Origin of the sequence: Streptomyces sp. NPDC016640 (assembly GCF_043076215.1) — a bacterium.
Taxonomy (GTDB): Bacteria; Actinomycetota; Actinomycetes; order Streptomycetales; family Streptomycetaceae; genus Streptomyces.
Genome location: NZ_JBIBRG010000008.1, coordinates 337,729 through 354,301, shown reverse-complemented (window position 1 = coordinate 354,301; position 16,573 = coordinate 337,729). Strand labels below are relative to the sequence as shown.

The 16,573-nt window shown below is 72.8% G+C and carries 16 protein-coding genes; 7 read left to right on the top strand and 9 right to left on the bottom strand.

What is annotated here, in order from left to right; translation table 11 throughout:
* Nucleotides 1–38 precede the first annotated feature (38 nt).
* On the top strand, nt 39–1,229 hold the full coding sequence (locus ACF07S_RS19480; protein ID WP_391964644.1) for an acyl-CoA dehydrogenase family protein: 1,191 nt from the start codon (nt 39–41) through the stop codon (nt 1,227–1,229).
* A 51-nt stretch (nt 1,230–1,280) separates the two neighbouring features.
* Here the strand turns inward: ACF07S_RS19480 and ACF07S_RS19475 are convergent, their stop codons facing one another.
* Complete coding sequence (locus ACF07S_RS19475; protein WP_391964643.1) at nt 1,281–1,718, bottom strand: cell division protein SepF; 438 nt, start codon at nt 1,716–1,718, stop codon at nt 1,281–1,283.
* A 292-nt stretch (nt 1,719–2,010) separates the two neighbouring features.
* Here ACF07S_RS19475 and ACF07S_RS19470 point away from each other — a divergent pair, with 292 nt between their 5' ends.
* The 4 genes from ACF07S_RS19470 to ACF07S_RS19455 all read left to right on the top strand — a co-directional run bounded on the left by ACF07S_RS19470 (nt 2,011) and on the right by ACF07S_RS19455 (nt 7,447).
* Entirely contained in the window at nt 2,011–3,204 is a 1,194-nt protein-coding gene (locus ACF07S_RS19470) for a DUF5685 family protein (protein ID WP_391964642.1), read from the top strand.
* A gap of 335 nt (nt 3,205–3,539) precedes the next feature.
* Nucleotides 3,540–4,445 carry a S1 family peptidase gene (locus ACF07S_RS19465; protein ID WP_391964641.1) on the top strand — a complete coding sequence of 302 codons (906 nt, stop codon included), beginning with the start codon at nt 3,540–3,542 and terminating at the stop codon, nt 4,443–4,445.
* Nucleotides 4,446–5,123: 678 nt separating this feature from the next.
* Nucleotides 5,124–6,170: a S1 family peptidase gene (locus tag ACF07S_RS19460; protein ID WP_391974652.1), complete on the top strand. Its 1,047-nt coding sequence runs from the start codon at nt 5,124–5,126 to the stop codon at nt 6,168–6,170.
* A gap of 413 nt (nt 6,171–6,583) precedes the next feature.
* Complete coding sequence (locus ACF07S_RS19455) at nt 6,584–7,447, top strand: esterase/lipase family protein (protein WP_391964639.1); 864 nt, start codon at nt 6,584–6,586, stop codon at nt 7,445–7,447.
* A gap of 71 nt (nt 7,448–7,518) precedes the next feature.
* On the opposite strand, the gene ACF07S_RS19450 is transcribed toward ACF07S_RS19455, so the two are convergent.
* The 3 genes from ACF07S_RS19450 to ACF07S_RS19440 form a co-directional block, all read right to left on the bottom strand.
* On the bottom strand, nt 7,519–8,586 hold the full coding sequence (locus tag ACF07S_RS19450) for a lytic polysaccharide monooxygenase (RefSeq protein WP_391974651.1): 1,068 nt from the start codon (nt 8,584–8,586) through the stop codon (nt 7,519–7,521).
* A 524-nt stretch (nt 8,587–9,110) separates the two neighbouring features.
* Complete coding sequence (locus ACF07S_RS19445) at nt 9,111–9,611, bottom strand: DUF402 domain-containing protein (protein ID WP_391974650.1); 501 nt, start codon at nt 9,609–9,611, stop codon at nt 9,111–9,113.
* Entirely contained in the window at nt 9,592–10,521 is a 930-nt protein-coding gene (locus ACF07S_RS19440) for a GNAT family N-acetyltransferase (protein WP_391974649.1), read from the bottom strand. The genes ACF07S_RS19445 and ACF07S_RS19440 overlap by 20 nt, the downstream gene beginning before the upstream one ends.
* 73 nt (nt 10,522–10,594) lie before the next feature.
* On the opposite strand from ACF07S_RS19440, the gene ACF07S_RS19435 reads away from it, so the two are divergent.
* Complete coding sequence (locus ACF07S_RS19435) at nt 10,595–10,963, top strand: GntR family transcriptional regulator (RefSeq protein ID WP_391964635.1); 369 nt, start codon at nt 10,595–10,597, stop codon at nt 10,961–10,963.
* 96 nt (nt 10,964–11,059) lie between these two features.
* Here the strand turns inward: ACF07S_RS19435 and ACF07S_RS19430 are convergent, their stop codons facing one another.
* The 5 genes from ACF07S_RS19430 to ACF07S_RS19410 all read right to left on the bottom strand — a co-directional run bounded on the left by ACF07S_RS19430 (nt 11,060) and on the right by ACF07S_RS19410 (nt 15,044).
* Nucleotides 11,060–11,245 (bottom strand): hypothetical protein, encoded by a 186-nt coding sequence (locus ACF07S_RS19430; protein WP_391974648.1) that lies wholly within the window; start codon nt 11,243–11,245, stop codon nt 11,060–11,062.
* Nucleotides 11,246–11,253: 8 nt separating this feature from the next.
* The gene (locus tag ACF07S_RS19425) at nt 11,254–12,348 is read right to left on the bottom strand and encodes a DUF5925 domain-containing protein (RefSeq protein ID WP_391964634.1); all 1,095 of its coding nucleotides are present in this window, start codon (nt 12,346–12,348) and stop codon (nt 11,254–11,256) included.
* Between the two features lie 86 nt (nt 12,349–12,434).
* A complete protein-coding gene (locus ACF07S_RS19420; protein ID WP_391964633.1) occupies nt 12,435–13,235 on the bottom strand; it encodes a polysaccharide deacetylase family protein in 801 nt (266 codons plus the stop codon).
* Complete coding sequence (locus tag ACF07S_RS19415) at nt 13,228–14,226, bottom strand: glycosyltransferase (RefSeq protein ID WP_391974647.1); 999 nt, start codon at nt 14,224–14,226, stop codon at nt 13,228–13,230. Before ACF07S_RS19415 ends, ACF07S_RS19420 begins: the two co-directional genes overlap by 8 nt.
* Nucleotides 14,223–15,044 (bottom strand): glycosyltransferase family 2 protein, encoded by an 822-nt coding sequence (locus ACF07S_RS19410; protein ID WP_391964631.1) that lies wholly within the window; start codon nt 15,042–15,044, stop codon nt 14,223–14,225. The genes ACF07S_RS19415 and ACF07S_RS19410 overlap by 4 nt, the downstream gene beginning before the upstream one ends.
* 598 nt (nt 15,045–15,642) lie before the next feature.
* Between ACF07S_RS19410 and ACF07S_RS19405 the strand changes: the two genes are divergently transcribed.
* On the top strand, nt 15,643–16,449 hold the full coding sequence (locus ACF07S_RS19405; protein WP_391964630.1) for an SGNH/GDSL hydrolase family protein: 807 nt from the start codon (nt 15,643–15,645) through the stop codon (nt 16,447–16,449).
* Nucleotides 16,450–16,573 lie beyond the last annotated feature (124 nt).

Genomic DNA, 16,573 nt, shown 5'->3' with positions numbered 1-16,573 from the left:
TCCCGGAGTTGTTCCGGCGTACTCCCCGGAGGGTGCCCATGTCCGCGTCCGCGAAGCCGCCCCCCTTCGACCCCGCCGACCCGCTCGGCCTCGACGACCTGCTGGAACCGGAGGATCTCGCGATCCGGGACACCGTGCGCACCTGGGCCGCGGACCGGGTGCTGCCGTACGTCGCCGACTGGTACGAGAAGGGCGAGCTGCCCGGCATCCGGGAACTGGCCCGGGAGCTCGGCGGGATCGGCGCGCTCGGCATGTCCCTCGACGGCTACGGGTGCGCGGGCGCGAGCGCCGTCCAGTACGGGCTGGCCTGCCTGGAACTGGAGGCGGCCGACTCCGGGATCCGGTCGCTGGTCTCCGTGCAGGGTTCCCTCGCCATGTACGCCATCCACCGGTTCGGCGGCGAGGAGCAGAAGCAGCGGTGGCTGCCCCGGATGGCCTCCGGAGAGGTCATCGGCTGTTTCGGGCTCACCGAACCCGACCACGGCTCGGACCCCGCCTCGATGCGCACGTACGCCAAGAAGGACGGCACCGACTGGGTGCTGAACGGGCGCAAGATGTGGATCACCAACGGATCCGTGGCCGGGGTGGCCGTCGTGTGGGCGCAGACCGACGAGGGGATCCGCGGGTTCGTGGTGCCGGCCGGCAGCGCGGGGTTCTCGGCGCCCGAGATCCGGCACAAGTGGTCCCTGCGCGCCTCCGTCACCAGCGAGCTGGTCCTCGACGACGTACGGCTGCCCGCCGACGCGGTGCTGCCCGGGGTGACCGGGCTCAAGGGGCCGCTCGGCTGTCTCTCGCACGCCCGGTACGGGATCGTCTGGGGCGCCATGGGCGCCGCGCGGAGCTCCTTCGAGGCCGCCGTCGACTACGCGAAGTCGCGGGAGCAGTTCGGACGGCCCATCGGGGGGTTCCAGCTGACCCAGGCCAAGCTCGCCGACATGGCGGTCGAACTGCACAAGGGGATTCTGCTCGCCCATCATCTGGGGCGGCGCATGGACGCCGGCCGCCTGCGTCCCGAGCAGGTCAGCTTCGGCAAGCTCAACAACGTCCGCGAGGCCATCGACATCTGCCGTACGGCCCGCACCGTCCTCGGTGCCAACGGGATCTCGCTCGAGTATCCGGTGATGCGGCACGCGACCAATCTGGAATCGGTGCTCACCTACGAGGGCACCGTCGAAATGCACCAGCTCGTGCTGGGCAAGGCGCTCACCGGAATCGACGCGTTCCGGTAGAGCCGGCCGACCGGGCCTCACGGGGAGGCGGGGCCGGTGAGCGGCCCCGCCTCAGCTCTGGTTGAAGAAACCGTCCGACCGGTGCGCGGCCGGCTCCCCGCTGACGACCTCGGTGTCGGCCGGGCTCAGCAGGAACACCCGGTTGGACACACGCTCGATGGAACCGCGCAGACCGAAGATCAGACCGGCGGCGAAGTCGACGACGCGCTTGGCGTCCGTGGCGTCCATGGCCGTGAGGTTCATGATGACCGGCACGCCGTCACGGAAGAGCTCGCCGATGGCGCGGGCGTCCCGGAAGCTGTCCGGGGTGACCGTGCCGATGCGGCGGCCCCTCTCCTCGGCGACGTCCGCGGCCACCTTGACCCGCGGATCGGTGACCCAGGCCTCCCCGGGCTCGGCCCCGTCGGAGTAGTCGTCGTCGTAGTAACGCTCGTCTTCGTTGTCGTCGACGAGGCCCAGCCAGGCACTCGCCTTGCGTACCGATCCCATGGACGCCTCCTCTCACAGCGGTCTTCTCTTGCTTTCCGCATCCCTATGGTCGTCCATGATGCGGATGGCGCGCCAAGTGGATAGACGCCGCGCGGGGGGTTTGTGACGGTACTGGTGCACAGCGGATCCGTCGAGAGTCCGGGTTTCCCAAGGGTCCTGGTGTAAACGGCTGCTGACTGTGAGTGAAATATGATTCTTCACGGCGTACGGGTGAGGGACGGTGCGTACGGGTGAACGCGGCGGCCGATACGATGCCGCGGCTCGACGTCGCACAACTGCTCGGGGGAATGTCGTGTTCGGAATGGTCAGGCCGTGTCGGCACCGGCTGGGAGAGAACCTCACGGCCCAGTGGATGGCCCATTTGTGCGGGCTGTGCCTCGCGTTGCGCGGGGATCACGGACAGCTCGCGCGCATCGTCACCAACTACGACGGACTCCTCGTATCCGTTCTGACGGAGGCTCAGGCCGGACGCGGTGACGCCGGACGGCGCACCGCGGGGCCGTGCCCGCTGCGCGGGATGCGCACCGCGTCCGTCGCGCACGGCGAGGGCGCACGGCTCGCGGCGGCCGTCTCCCTCGTCCTCGCCTCCGCCAAGGTGCGCGACCACGTCGCCGACGGGGACGGACTGCTGGCGCGGCGGCCGGTGGCGCTCGCCGCCCGCCGGGTCGCGGCGAGCTGGGACCGGGCCGGGGCGCGGACCGGTTCGGACGTCGGGTTCGACACGGCCGTCCTGCTCGACGCCGTGGACCGGCAGACCGGAATCGAGTCCCTCGCCGGTCCCGGCACCTCTGTCCTCACCGTCACGGAACCGACCGAGACCGCGACCGCCGCGGCCTTCGCGCACACCGCGGTGCTCGCCGGCCGGCCGCACAACGCCGCGCCGCTCGCGGAGGCCGGACGCCTCTTCGGGCGCCTCGCGCATCTGCTGGACGCCGTGGAGGACCGGGAGGCCGACGCCGCCTCGGGCGCCTGGAACCCGCTCACCGCCACCGGCACCTCGCTGGAGGAGGCCCGCCGGCTCGCCGACGACGCGGTGCGCGGCATCCGGCTCGCGCTGCGCGAGGTGGCCTGGGGGCCCGGGATCTCCCCGGAAGGGCACGGCGCCGGCGGAGGGCTGGCGCACCGGCTGCTCGTCCATGAACTGCCCAACTCCGTCCGTCGCGCCTTCGGTACGGTCTCCTGTGCCCACGGAACCGGCCCTTACGCACCTCCCGGAACCCCCGGCGGTCCCGGCGCCCCGCTGCCGCCGGAGCCGCCGCGCCGCGACCGGCGCGGGGCGTTCGCCGGCTGCGCCGTGTGGCTGGGACTCGCCTGTACCTGTCAGTTGTGCTGCGGCACCTACGAGGACCCCTGGACCCGGGAGCCCAAGCAGGGGCCCTGTGCCAACGGCGACTGCAGCGGGTGCGGCGACTGCTGCCAGTGCTGCGAGTGCTGCAACTGCTGCGGTGAGGACGGTTGCTGCGGCGGCTGCGGCTGCGACTGCTGAGGACGGGAGGGAGTCCGGGCCGCAGGGGCCGCGGGGCGGCGGGGAGCCGCCCGACAGGATTGATTTTCGGACATCGCGAGGATGTTCGACCGGTCGTCGCGGAGGTGTGACCACGGGCGACGTGATCGCGTGCCGGGATCAAGCCTCATAGACGGTCCGAAGACCGGCGTCCAAAAGGCACCCTTGCGCCGAACGGTCGGTCGGCCGAATACTCGCCCACAGCGCTTGTCAGGAGCACGGCGTGTTCGGAATCCGGGCACACCGCTCCCTGACTGCGCCTCACCGGGCCCACAACCCCACGAGGGCCCCCTACTTCCTTTGTGGAGGAACGAGAAGTGAGGATCAAGCGCACCACCCCCCGCAGCGGCATCTCGAGACGGACTCGGCTGATCGCCGTATCCACCGGCCTCGTGGCCGCTGCCGCGATCGCGATCCCCAGCGCGAACGCGGCCGAGACCCCCAGCACCTTCAGCTCCGCCGAGCTCAAGAGCGTCAGCGGCTCGGTGCTGAAGGCCGACGTCCCGGGTACCGCCTGGGCCGTCGACAGCAAGACCAACCGGGTGCTCCTGACCGTCGACAGCACCGTCTCCCAGGCCGAGATCGCCAAGATCAAGCAGCAGGCCGGGGACGACGCGGGCGCGATCACCGTCAAGCGCACCCCGGGCACGTTCAGCAAGCTCATCCAGGGCGGAGACGCCATCTACTCGGGCAGCGGCCGTTGCTCCCTCGGCTTCAACGTCCGCTCCAGCAGCGGAGTCGACTACTTCCTGACCGCCGGTCACTGCACCGAGGGCTCGACCACCTGGTACGGCAACTCCAGCCGCACCACGGTGCTCGGCTCGACCTCCGGCACCAGCTTCCCGGGCAACGACTACGGCATCGTGCGGTACACGGGGTCCGTCAGCCGGCCCGGCACCGCGAACGGCGTGGACATCACGCGTGCGGCCACCCCCGCCGTGGGCACGACCGTCATCCGTGACGGTTCCACCACGGGCACGCACAGCGGCCGGGTCACCGCGCTCAACGCGACCGTGAACTACGGCGGCGGCGACATCGTCTCCGGCCTCATCCAGACCACGGTCTGCGCCGAGCCCGGCGACTCCGGCGGCTCCCTGTACGGCAGCAACGGCACCGCGTACGGTCTGACCTCCGGCGGCAGCGGCAACTGCTCCTCCGGCGGCACGACCTTCTTCCAGCCGGTGACCGAGGCCCTGAGCGCCTACGGGGTCAGCCTCACCTAGGAACGGACACCGGAGCCGGTCCGCGCCACCGGTTCCCACGGGTCCGGCCCGCAGCCGGCAGCTCGACGAGCCCCCGCACGCGATCGCCGTGCGGGGGCTCGTCCGTGTCCGGACACCGGGCGGACCGCGTCCCGTACGGCTGCCGGACGCAGGCCCTTCCCGGCGCGGTCGCCGCGCGTCCGGCGGTCGCCGCGGCGGCTCCGAGGACGGTGCCGCGGGGTGGCGCGGACGGTGCCGCAGGGGTGGCGCGGACGGTGCCGCAGGGGTGGCGCGGACGATGCCGAAGTCGGTGCGGGAGCAACTTCCGTCCGGCGTACCGCACATGGATCCGGACCCCGGAGGGTCTGTTTCAAGCCATGATCGGATCGCGTGGTCCATGCCTCCGGTTACTCGTCCGTAGCGTTTGCAGTGCGAACCGTCCGGCGTGTCCATGACCTGTCGGGACATAGAGGGCGAGCGGTCGTCGCCGTACGCACGTCCTGAAGTCGACCTTGTGTGTCCCCCGGGCGGTTCGGAAGAGTGGGCGCCGTTCAACCGGCACGGGACGTGGCTTCTTTCGTGTTCCACCCCCGTGGCCGTACGCCTTCCGGTTCGTGAGGTCCCCACAACCTCCCGGGCCGTCCCCCCACAGGAGGACGTGAGTTGAAGCACCGACGCATACCCAGGCGCCGCGCGGTCATGGCAGGTGCGGGCGTCGCCGCACTGGCCGTCGGCGCGGTCACCTTCCAGACTGCGAACGCCAGCGAGGCTCCGGCGGACTCCGCGCCCCGGACCCTCTCGGTCGCGGCGGCCGGAAAGCTCGCCTCGACGCTCGCCCAGGACCTGGGCGCCGACGCGGCGGGAACGTACTACGACGCGAAGAGCAAGGCCCTCGTGGTGAACGTGCTGGACGAGGCCGCCGCCGAAACCGTCGAGTCGGCGGGCGCCCAGGCGAGAGTCGTGGCGCACTCCCTCGCCGAGCTGAAGAGCGCGCGCACCACCCTCCAGCGGGACGCCACCATCCCCGGCACCTCCTGGGTGACCGACCCGACCGCCAACAAGGTCGTCGTCACCGCGGACCGCACCGTCTCCGAGGCCCAGTGGGCCAAGCTGGCGAAGGTCGTCGACGCACTGGGCGCCAGGGCCGAACTCCAGCGCACCAAGGGGGAGTTCAAGCCCTTCATCGCGGGCGGCGACGCCATCACCGGCAACGGCGGGCGCTGCTCGCTCGGCTTCAACGTGACCAAGGGCGGCGAGCCCCACTTCCTCACCGCCGGGCACTGCACCGAGGGCGTCTCCACCTGGTCCGACTCCTCGGGCAACGTGATCGGCGAGAACACGGCGTCCAGCTTCCCGGACGACGACTACGGCCTGGTCAGGTACACCGCCGACGTGGACCGCCCGAGCGAGGTGAACCTCTACGACGGCTCCGCCCAGGCGATCTCCGGCGCCGCCGAGGCCACGGTCGGCATGCAGGTCACCCGCAGCGGCTCCACGACCCAGGTGCACTCCGGCACGGTCACCGGTCTGGACGCCACCGTGAACTACGGCAACGGCGACATCGTCAACGGTCTGATCCAGACCGACGTCTGTGCCGAGCCCGGCGACAGCGGCGGCTCGCTCTTCTCGGGCGACCAGGCGGTCGGCCTCACCTCCGGCGGCAGCGGCGACTGCTCCTCGGGCGGCGAGACCTTCTTCCAGCCGGTGACGGAGGCCCTCTCCGCGACCGGTACGCAGATCGGCTGACCACGGCTCGTCAGGACGTCCCGCCCCTCCGTCGCGGAGGGGCGGGACGTCCGCGTGTCCGCGGACGTCTGCGCAGGCGGGGAGGGGGCGGAACCGACACCACGCGCGCATTCGGAAGACGGTCCGTGGCGGGGTCGGGGCGGCGGTCACCCCGCCCGTCCGCCTGGGGAGGCGAACGGGCGCGCACCGGGGAGAAGCCGCTGCGTATCGTGCCCGACGGGTCGATTCGTCCCGCTTGGTGACTCCGTGTCGACCGCGGGCGACCGTCCCGCCGGTCGAGGCCGGCACTTTTTGCCGACCCGTGACCTCAGACTTTTACTACTCACCCGTAACTTGATGGGTGAACAGCATCCCGTGATCCGGATCACAGGGCGTAAGGCCCCACCCTTCCCCCACCGCAAGGAGATCACACGATGCTGCCCTGGAAGCGAGTGATCAGACCGCTGACCGCGTTCCTGCTGGCCGCCGCGGCCGTCACCGCACCCGCCGCGACCGGCGCCCACGCCGCCGAGGCCTCCGGCTCGGGCTGGAACGACTACTCCTGCAAGCCCTCCGCCGCCCATCCCCGTCCCGTCGTCCTGGTCCACGGCACGTTCGGCAACTCCGTCGACAACTGGCTGGGCCTCGCGCCCTATCTCACGCACCGCGGCTACTGCGTCTTCTCCCTCGACTACGGCCGGCTCGCCGGTGTCCCGCTCTTCCACGGCCTCGGCCCCATCGAGCAGTCGGCGCAGCAGCTCGACGCCTTCGTCGACAAGGTGCTCGCCGCCACCGGCGCCGCCGAGACCGACATCGTCGGTCACTCCCAGGGCGGCATGATGCCCCGCCACTACCTCAAGTTCCTCGGCGGAGCAGGCGAGGTGAACGCCCTCGTCGGCATCGCGCCCAGCAACCACGGCACCACGCTGGGCGGCCTCACCAAGCTCCTGCCGTACTTCCCGGGCGCCGAGGACCTGTTGGAGAAGACCACTCCCGCCCTCGCCCAGCAGGTCGCCGGCTCCGACTTCCTCGCCCGGCTCAACGCGGGCGGCGACACTGTGCCCGGCGTCCGCTACACCGTCATCGCCACCCGGTACGACGAGGTCGTCACGCCCCACACCAGCGGGTACCTGAACGGGCCCGGCGTGCGCAACGTCCTGCTCCAGGACCTGTGCCCGGTCGATCTGTCCGAGCACCTGGCGATCGGGCTGCTGGACCGGATCGCCTTCCACGAGGTGGCCAACGCCCTCGACCCGGCCCACGCCGAGCCCACCACCTGCGCCTCCGCGGCCGGCTGACACGTGCGGGTCACGGGAAACACGGCGGGGCCCCGTCCGGCCTGAGCCGCCGGACAGGGCCCCGGGCCGGTTCAGCGGCCGTGCCGCCCGCCCGCCGTGCGCCGCCGGGCGGAGGCGAACAGTGCCGCCGAGCCGAGCGCCAGCGCCGCGGCGCCGCCGATCATCAGGTACGGGGTGTCGGCGTCGCCGCCGGTCTCCGCGAGGTTCACCGCGGCTCCGGCCGCCTCGGGCCGGTTGGCGGTGCCGGCGCCTGCGTCGGCACCGGGGGCGTCCGGGGCGGTGCCGTCGTCCGCCGCGGCCGGTTCCGCCGAGGTGCTGGGGTCGTCGTCACCGTGCCCGTGGTTCTCGACGGTCGACCGGCCGGCACCGTCCTCGATCTGCTCCTGGGAAGGGGCGGACGCGGCCGGTGCCGGGGCGGCCTCCTGCGCGGGAGCGCCACCGCTGCCGGCCCCGGCTCCGCCCGCCCCGGTTCCGCCTGCCCCGGTTCCGCCTGCCCCGGTTCCGTCGCCCCCGAAGGTGACGTCCGAGCAGGAGTAGAACGCCTCCGGGCTGTCCGACCGCTGCCAGACCGCGTACAGCAGCTGCTTGCCGGAGCGCTCGGGAAGGGCGCCGGTGAAGGTGTAGAAGCCGCCCGTGGCGGCCGGGTCGGTGGACGTCGCCACCGGGTTCGCCAGATCCAGGTCGTCCCAGGCCAGCGGCTGCGACGGGTCGTATCCGGGCTTGGTGACGTACACCTTGAAGGTTCCCTTGTGCGGGGCCGTCACGCGGTACTTGAAGGTGTACGGGCCGCTGCTCACGCTCGTCGCCGGCCAGTCGGCGCGGGCCAGGTCGAGCCCCTTGAACGCCTCGCTGCCCGCGCTGCACAGCTTGCCGTCGGGGATGAGTTCCTGGTGGCGTCCGCCCGCGTCGCCGATGCGGACGCCGTTCCAGTCGTACAGCGCCTGGGTGCCGCCGGCCGCGACGGCGGCCCGGCACGCCGCCGACTTCGGGCTCTCCGGGCCCTCGGCGAAGCACTGCGAGACCCGGCTGACCGGGTCGCCCATCGAACCGTGCGCGGACGCCGGTGCGGCGGACAGCCCGGTCAGGGCGAGCGGTACGAGACCGACGGCGGCGACAGCGGCCTTGCGGCGTGCGGACATGGGGCAGCAACTCCTCGACAGCGGGCAACGGATGGGGTGGGGGGTGGATCCCGTGGGGGGACGACTCAGAAACTAGCTCCGGGCGAGCGGGAAATCCCCGGCGGAAGGCCCTGGGGAGGGATCCTTATGGCCGCGTTAAGGGAGTGCTCAGGCTGGGATCAGGTAGGTACCGTGCGCGGCGTGGCAGACGACCGGATCCGCCCCGCCGTCCCCGCCGACGTCCCGGCGGCGAAGGCGGTCGTCGACGCCGCCTTCCGGCCCTGTACCGCGCGCATCGGCCCGGTGCCGGCGCCCGTGGAGGCCGGCCGGGCGGCGAACGTGGCCGCGGGCCGGGTCCTCGTGGGGGAGGAGGCGGGAGGCGGGGAACCGGCCGGCACACCCTCCGGCCGGCTCACCGTCCTCCTCGCCCCGGTCGCCGGGCGGGTGCGCGTGGAGCGGCTGTCACGGGACAGGGCGCTGTGGGACGGGGAGGCGGACGACGAGCGCCACGCGGTGGCCGCGGTGCCCGACCGGGCCGGCCGCGCTCACCGGAGCAGCGCGGCCGGCCCGCCCCCGCGCGCCCGCGCGTCCAGCTCGTCGAGGGCGGCCACCGCGGCCGCCGCCGCCCCGGGATCGGTCACCGCCAGGCCGCTCGCCGCGAACTCGTCCTCGTCCAGCCGCCGTACGTCCGTCCCGTCCGCGGAGACCCACAGGTCCAGGTCCAGGTCCTCGACGGCCAGCCGGCCGCCGGAGAACTCGACCGGGCGGGTGATGTCGCAGTAGTGGCCCTTGAGGGTGCCGTCCGCCGCGCGGACCTCCTTCACGGAATACCACCGGTCGCGCCAGTAGTGCTCCGTGAAGACGTCACCCGGCTCGAAGCGCACGAAGCCGAAGTCGCGCACGCCGTCACCCGCCCAGGGGGCGCGCACGGTGACGCGGGTGCCGTCGTCGGCGAGCAGTTCGGCGGGGTAGCGGATCTTGGTGCGGCCCGCCTTGACGAGGACGACCTCCACCGGGGCCGGCCGGTCAGCCGAGCTCGCGGACATACCGCACCTCCGTCCCGCAGATCTCGTAGCCGAACCACTTGTTGATCGCGATCATCGGCCCGTTGCCGGTGTCGTTGCCGGTGAACGCCTCCGTGTACCCGGCGGCACGGGCACGGTGCAGGGAGTCGTTCTTGGCGAGCTTGGCCAGCCCCCGGCCCCGGTGGGCGCGGGCGGTGCCGGTCATGACCGTGCCGTACCGGGTGCCGCCGTCCGTGCGGGCCGCGGAGAAGGCGGCGGGACGGCCGTCGACCAGCGCCACCGAGGTCAGCTCGGGACTGAACAGGGGGTGCCGCCAGGTCTCCTTCAGCCAGGCCCCGTAATCGGTGAACTCCGTGTCCACGTCGCTCGGTTCGTCCGCCGTCGTCTCGGCGTCGAGTGCGAACAGCGGGCGCGGGTCGGCGGCGAAGTCCGAGCCCTTGCGCAGTTCCACCCCCGGCGGCGGGTCCTGGAGCGGTGGGAGGGTGCCGTTGCGCAGGTCCAGGCCGAGGAAGTGGGCGGCGCGGCTCGCCCGGTAGGCGTGCCGCTCGGCGAAGGCGCGGTTGCCGGGCTCGTCCAGGACCCAGGCGAACAGCCTGGTGGCCCCGTGTGCGGCCAGGTGCTCCTCGGCGGCGCGCACCAGCAGCGTCCCGGCGCCCCGGCGCCTGTGCCCCGGATGCACGTACACGTTGACGTTGCCCTGGCCCGGCTCGGCGCTCTCGTGGGTCAGGTGCACCTGTGCCGTGCCGATCACCTCGCCGTCCGCCACGGCGACCAGGGGCCGGTAGTGGGCGTCGGGATGCATGTGGGTGAGGTCGTGGGCCAGGGAGTCGGCGGTGACGAGGATGAACGGCAGCGCGGCCTGCCGCACGCGGGCGAAGCCCTCGAGATCGTCGCGCGCGTCGGGGCGGAGATCGTGGACGGTCACAGTCATGGAGGCGCACGCTACGGGGGATGTGAGCGGGGTGCCTCTCAATTTCCGTCGTCGGGTGCGGGACAATCGGGCCGTGACCATGAAGATCCGGATCGACGACGGCACGCCGCCCTACGAGCAGGTGCGGGCGCAGATCTCCGAGCAGGCGCGGTCGGGAGCGCTGCCCGTGGGCTACCGGCTGCCGACGGTGCGGGGGCTGGCCGGGACGCTCGGCCTCGCCGCGAACACGGTGGCCAAGGCCTACCGCGCGCTGGAGGCCGACGGGGTGATCGAGACCCGGGGCCGCAACGGCACGTTCGTCGCCGCCGCGGGTCCGGCGGCGCAGCGCGAGGCCGCGGCGGCGGCCCAGGGGTATGCGGAGCGGGTCCGGCGACTGGGGATGGGCGAGGACGAGGCGCTGGCCGCCGTGCGGGACGCCCTGCGGGCGGCTTACGGGGCGTGAGCGCAGGTGCCCTGCGGGCGGTGGGCGGGGTGAGTGCCGTGGGGCGGGACCGGACGTCGGCCGCGGGATGGCCGGCCGCGCAGTTCCCCGCGCCCCTCAGGGGGTGCGGCCGGCCGTCGGTCGGGTGGCTCGCGCCGGTGCCCGGGGCACCCGGAGTCCCGCCGTGCGGGCCGCACGGGCGAAGACCGTCGCGCCGGTCACCGCAGCCCCGCCCGGGTCGTCGTCGAAGTACGCGTGGACGTCCTCCCCGGCCGGCCAGGACGGACAGGGTCGTACGACCATCAGGACACCTAGAGGTACAGTCCCGCGTCCGCGTCCCCGCGCGGTTCCGGCAGCGCCGTCGGGGACGTGCCCCGGCGCAGCGCGTACAGCTCGGCCAGGGTCGCGCCCTCCCGGCCGACGCCCTCCTCGCGGCCGAGCCAGGTCACCGCCTCCGCCCGGGTCAGCGGACCCACCTCGATGCGGGCGAGGCAGCGGCCCGGGCGGACCACGGCCGGGTGCAGACGCTCCAGGTCCTCGTTGGTGGTGACCCCGACCAGCACGTTGCGGCCCTGGCCGAGCAGACCGTCCGTCAGGTTCAGCAGCCGGGACAGTGCCTGCCCGGCCGTGTGCTTGGCCTCGCCGCGGATCAGCTCGTCGCAGTCCTCGAGGAGCAGCAGCCGCCAGCGGCCCCTGCCCGCCGCGTCCTCCTCGCCGATCGCGATGTCCATCAGATAACCGACGTCGGAGAAGAGCCGCTCGGGGTCCAGCACGCAGTCCACCTGGCACCAGTCCCGCCAGGACCGGGCCAGGGTGCGCAGCGCGGACGTCTTGCCGGTGCCGGGCGGGCCGTGCAGCAGGAGCAGCCGGCCCGAGATGTCCTCGGGCGTGGTCTTCATCAGGCGGTCCATCGCGTCCGCCACCGGCGCGGTGTAGTTGGGCCGGACCTCGTCCCAGGTGCCCGCGGCGATCTGCCGGGTGGTGCGGTGCGGGCCGCGGCGCGGGGAGACGTACCAGAAGCCCATGGCGACGTTCTCCGGCTGCGGTTCGGGCTCGTCCGCCGCGCCGTCGGTGGTCTCGTCCAGGATCTCCGCCGCGAGCTCGGCACTGGTCGCGGTGACCGTGACGTCGGCGCCCCGGTTCCAGCGGGAGACCAGCAGCGTCCAGCCGTCGCCCTCGGCCAGGGTGGCGCTGCGGTCGTCGTCCCGGGCGAGCCGCAGCACCCGCGCGTTCGCGGGCAGCAGGGTCGCCCCGGAGCGCACGCGGTCGATGTTGACGGCGTGCGAGTACGGCTGCTCGCCCGTCGCGAAGCGGCCGAGGAACAGCGCGTCGACGACATCGGACGGGGAGTCGCTGTCGTCGACGTTGAGCCGGATCGGCAGGGCGTCGTGCGGGTGCGAGGACATGTCCGCCATGATCGGTCACCCGGGCTCCGCGTGCACCCGGTTTCCGGTGTGCGCGCGAAGCCCGGGTGCGGCGCGTCGCCGCGTGATCACTCCGGCGGGCGGCCGAGCAGCGCCCGCGCCCGCCGCGCGCGGCGCACCATCGCGTAGCCCTTGGTCAGGACACGGTCGCGGGCGAAGGCGCGGGCGACGGCCCGCCCCGTCACCAGCCGCTCGAACTCGGCCGTGCCCGTCGACCGCCGCACCGTGACGCGCCGCAGGGCGTACGGCCCCTGGGCGCGCCGGGCGAGGCCGTTGCCGACGGCGAGCGCCTGGGCGTACCCCGTCTCCCGCACCGCCTCGCGCACCCGGCGGCTGGAATATCCGTAGGGGTAGGCGAACGAGGCGGGTACGGTGCCCAGCCGGTCCGAGACGATCTCCTTGCACAGGATCAGCTCGGAGCGCAGCCGCCGGTCGTCGAGCTGGTCGAGCTGCGGGTGGCTGTGACTGTGGCCGCCGATCTCCACGCCGGCGCCGGCCAGTTCGCGCACCTGGTCCCAGTCCAGCATGGTGTCCGGGCCGCCGCCGGTGTCGTGCGGTCCCCTCAGCCAGCCCGTGGAGACGAACAGGGTGGCCGGGAAGCCGTGCTCGGCCAGTACGGGCAGGGCGTGCCGGTGCACGCCCTCGTACCCGTCGTCGAACGTGAGCAGGACCGGCCGGTCGGGCAGCGGGCGGCCCGAGCGCCAACGGGCGGCCAGGTCGGCCGTGGTGACGGGGGTGAGGCCCCGGTCGGCGATCACCGCCATCTGCCCGGCGAACGCCGCCGGGGTCACGGACAGGGCACGGGCCGCCTCGCTGGGGTCGGCCGAGACCGCGTGGTACATCAGGATCGGCACGCGTTCGTCAGTCACGGCCGGCCCCCTCGATCCCGGTCACGGAGAAGGTGACCCCGCCCCGCCGGGCCCGCACGCTCCCCACCAGATAGCCGCCCGCCGCCGTGAGCACCCCGGCGACGATCGCGCCCGCGCGTCCCGCGCCGCCGGGGCGGCTCAGCAGGGCGTCGCGCAGTCCCCGCACCACCCCGGCCGGCAGGACCCGTGTGGTGTACCGGCGTTCGGACTCCAGCCCCTTCCGCGCGCCGACGCTGCGGGCCACCAGCGCCTTGGACAGTCCCTCGGCGTAGGTCCGCGTCCGGAAGTAGCGGAAGCGCTCGCGGGCTTCGGGCACCCGGTGGTGGATCACCGCGCGGTCGTCGATCAGCAGGATCGCGTCGGGCCGGGCGCGGCTGAGGCGGATGCACAGCTCCGTCTCCTCCCCGCCCAGCGGGCGTTTGTTCCCGTCCCGCCCGATACCGGTGGCGAAGCCGCCCGCCGCGTCGAAGGCGCTGCGCCGGAAGGACGCGTTGCCGCCGAGGACGTTGCGCACCCGCACCCGGCCGGGCGGCAGGCCGCGGTAGGTGCAGCCCACCACCCAGTCGAACTCCTCGGGGAACCAGCCGGGGCGCCGGCCCGACGCCCAGACCGGCTCGGTGCGCCCGCCGACCGCCATCACGCGCGGATCGGCGTACCCCTCGGCGAGGTGCCTCAGCCAGTCGCGCTCGGCCACGGCGTCGTCGTCGAGGAAGGCGACGATCTCGCCGCGCGAGGCGGCGATCCCGGTGTTGCGGCCGGCGGACAGGCCGCGGGGGCCCGCGTTGGCGAGCACCCGCACGTCCCCGGTCTCCGGGTACTCCTGGCCCAGGCGGTCCAGGAGGGCCCGGTTGTGGTCCACGACCAGGAGGGTCTCCACGGCCGGCCGTGACTGCGCCCGTACCGAGGCGACCGCCGCGCGGACGTCCTCCCAGCGGTCCTCGGTGTAGGCACAGATCACGACGGAGATCTCGGGCACGCCGGGATCGCTCAAGACACCTTCCCCCGGACCGGGTCGAGCAGCGGTGAGCGGTGCGGGCGCCGGCGCAGCGCACGCCGGTTGGAGCGCTCCTCGAGGATCACCCTCAGCACCCGCAGCCCGTCGCGCACGGCCCGCAGATTGCTGGTGCCGTGGATGCGCAGGTACTCGTGGCTGGGGATCTCCTGCACCTTCAGGCCCGCCTTGACGACCCGGATGTTCATCAGGGTCTCGACCTCGAAGCCGGTGCAGTCGAGGTCGATCTTGTCCAGGCAGTGCCGCCAGAAGGCGTTGTAGCCGTAGCAGAGGTCGGTGTACCGCGCGCCGAACTTGCGGTTGACGACGGCGCACAGCGCCCGGTTGCCGAGCTTGCGGATGAAGGTCATGTCGTCGGTGCCGCCGCCGTTGGCGAAGCGGGACCCCTTGGCGAAGTCCGCGCCGGAGACCAGCGCGGAGACGTAACTGACGATCTCGTTGCCGTCCGCCGAGCCGTCCGCGTCGACCATCACGACGATGTCGCCGGTGCACGCCTCGAACCCGGAGCGCAGCGCGTCCCCCTTGCCCTTGCCGCGCTGTCCGACGACCTTCACGCCGGGCCACAGTGCGCGGGCCACCTCGACGGTGTTGTCGGTGGAGTTGCCGTCGACCAGGACCACTTCGTGGATCCAGTCGGGAAGCGTCTTGAAGACGTACGGCAGGTTCTCCGCCTCGTTCATGGCCGGTATCACCACGCTCACCGGTGGCGCGATGGCCAGGTGCGAGGAGACGGGCCGGTACTTGCCTGCGGTGGGCGGATTCTGATCCGCGGTCGCCGGCTGCAGAACGGAGCTCATGAGTCTGGTCCCTCTCGTCCGGCGGACCGCCCGCCCCTCGGGCGGCCCGGCTGTACGTCCGGTTCGAAAGGGGGGTTCTCACCCACGGGCACGACCGGCGGAACCGATGTGCACGCCGGGTGAGCTGGCAGAACTGGCCGGCCACGGAAATGACGGCCGACCGCGCGGCACGGCCCGGTCACCGATGCGGTCACCGGGCACGGCACCCCCCTACCGCGCCCCGCGCCGGTTCGTCGCGGTCCTGAGCCCTCCCCTGGAGCCACATGATGACGGACCGGTGCGGGTGAGATCTATGACGGTATTGACGATTGAACCCGTATGGCAAGGCCTGAAGCGACCTCTCCCGTTCTTGTCGGTTTGGCCGCTGTGTGTGCCTCTTGCCCGGATGTGTGTTCCTGCACGGCCGACTTTGCCCCCCGAAGCGTCGGATGCCGGGCTTCAATGTGGCGCACCCCGTAGGGGGCGTCAAGGGTCACTCGGTGCCGCGGCCGGATTCCCCCCAGGTTTGAACGACCCTCGTTTTTGGCATGAACACTCCCAGTCAACACGCGTAGCCGGTACCACGGTTGTGGCAGAGATCCTGCTAAACGGAGGCTTCATGAGACGTTCCCGGTTTGCCCTCTTACTCGGCTCCCTCCTCCTCGCCACCGTCACCGCCCTCACCGGCGCCACGGCGGCCCAGGCGTCCCAGCAGGCCGCAGCGGGCGGTTATGTGGCGCTCGGCGACTCCTACGCCTCCGGTGTCGGAGCCGGCGGTTACCTCTCCGACAGCGGCGACTGCAAGCGCAGCACGAAGGCCCACCCCTACCTCTGGGCGGCCGCCAACTCCCCCTCGTCCTTCGACTTCACGGCCTGCTCGGGCGCCCGAACGGGTGATGTTCTCTCCGGGCAGCTCGGCCCGCTCAGCTCCGCCACCGGCCTGGTCTCGATCAGTGTCGGCGGCAACGACGCCGGTTTCGCCGACGTCATGACGACCTGTGTGCTCCAGTCCGACAGCGCCTGCCTCTCGCGGGTCGCCACCGCACGGGCGTACGTCGACTCGACGCTGCCCGGCGGGCTCGACGGCGTCTACTCGGCGATCCGCTCCCGGGCCCCGAACGCCCATGTCGTGGTGATCGGCTACCCGCGCTTCTACCGGCTCGGCACCTCCTGCGTCGGGCTCTCCGAGACCAAGCGGAAGGCGATCAACGACGCCGCCGACCACCTCGACAACGCCATCGCCCAGCGCGCCCGCGCGCACGGCTTCACCTTCGGCGACGTACGCTCCGCGTTCACCGGCCACGAGATCTGCTCCGGCGACTCCTGGCTGCACAGCGTGGACTGGTTGAACATCGGCAACTCGTACCACCCCAAGGCCGCCGGCCAGTCGGGCGGTTACCTGCCGGTGCTCGACGCCGCGGCCTGACCCGGCCCGTCAGGACCGGTCGGCCGAACCACGCGAGGAAGGGGGGACCCCGCCCGGCGGGGTCTCCCTCCCGCACGTCACCGGGAACGGCACCGGGGCGGAGGCCGTCCGCACCGGCTCCCCG

Bases quoted from the DNA above. Each gene is read 5' to 3' on its own strand.
- ACF07S_RS19430 (WP_391974648.1), bottom strand. From the start codon at position 11,245: ATGGTCGTACGACCCTGTCCGTCCTGGCCGGCCGGGGAGGACGTCCAC.
- ACF07S_RS19440 (WP_391974649.1), bottom strand. From the start codon at position 10,521: ATGACTGTGACCGTCCACGATCTCCGCCCCGACGCGCGCGACGATCTC.
- ACF07S_RS19480 (WP_391964644.1), top strand. From the start codon at position 39: ATGTCCGCGTCCGCGAAGCCGCCCCCCTTCGACCCCGCCGACCCGCTC.
- ACF07S_RS19410 (WP_391964631.1), bottom strand. From the start codon at position 15,044: ATGAGCTCCGTTCTGCAGCCGGCGACCGCGGATCAGAATCCGCCCACC.
- ACF07S_RS19475 (WP_391964643.1), bottom strand. From the start codon at position 1,718: ATGGGATCGGTACGCAAGGCGAGTGCCTGGCTGGGCCTCGTCGACGAC.
- ACF07S_RS19455 (WP_391964639.1), top strand. From the start codon at position 6,584: ATGCTGCCCTGGAAGCGAGTGATCAGACCGCTGACCGCGTTCCTGCTG.
- ACF07S_RS19460 (WP_391974652.1), top strand. From the start codon at position 5,124: ATGGCAGGTGCGGGCGTCGCCGCACTGGCCGTCGGCGCGGTCACCTTC.
- ACF07S_RS19425 (WP_391964634.1), bottom strand. From the start codon at position 12,348: ATGTCCTCGCACCCGCACGACGCCCTGCCGATCCGGCTCAACGTCGAC.
- ACF07S_RS19450 (WP_391974651.1), bottom strand. From the start codon at position 8,586: ATGTCCGCACGCCGCAAGGCCGCTGTCGCCGCCGTCGGTCTCGTACCG.
- ACF07S_RS19445 (WP_391974650.1), bottom strand. From the start codon at position 9,611: ATGTCCGCGAGCTCGGCTGACCGGCCGGCCCCGGTGGAGGTCGTCCTC.
- ACF07S_RS19405 (WP_391964630.1), top strand. From the start codon at position 15,643: ATGAGACGTTCCCGGTTTGCCCTCTTACTCGGCTCCCTCCTCCTCGCC.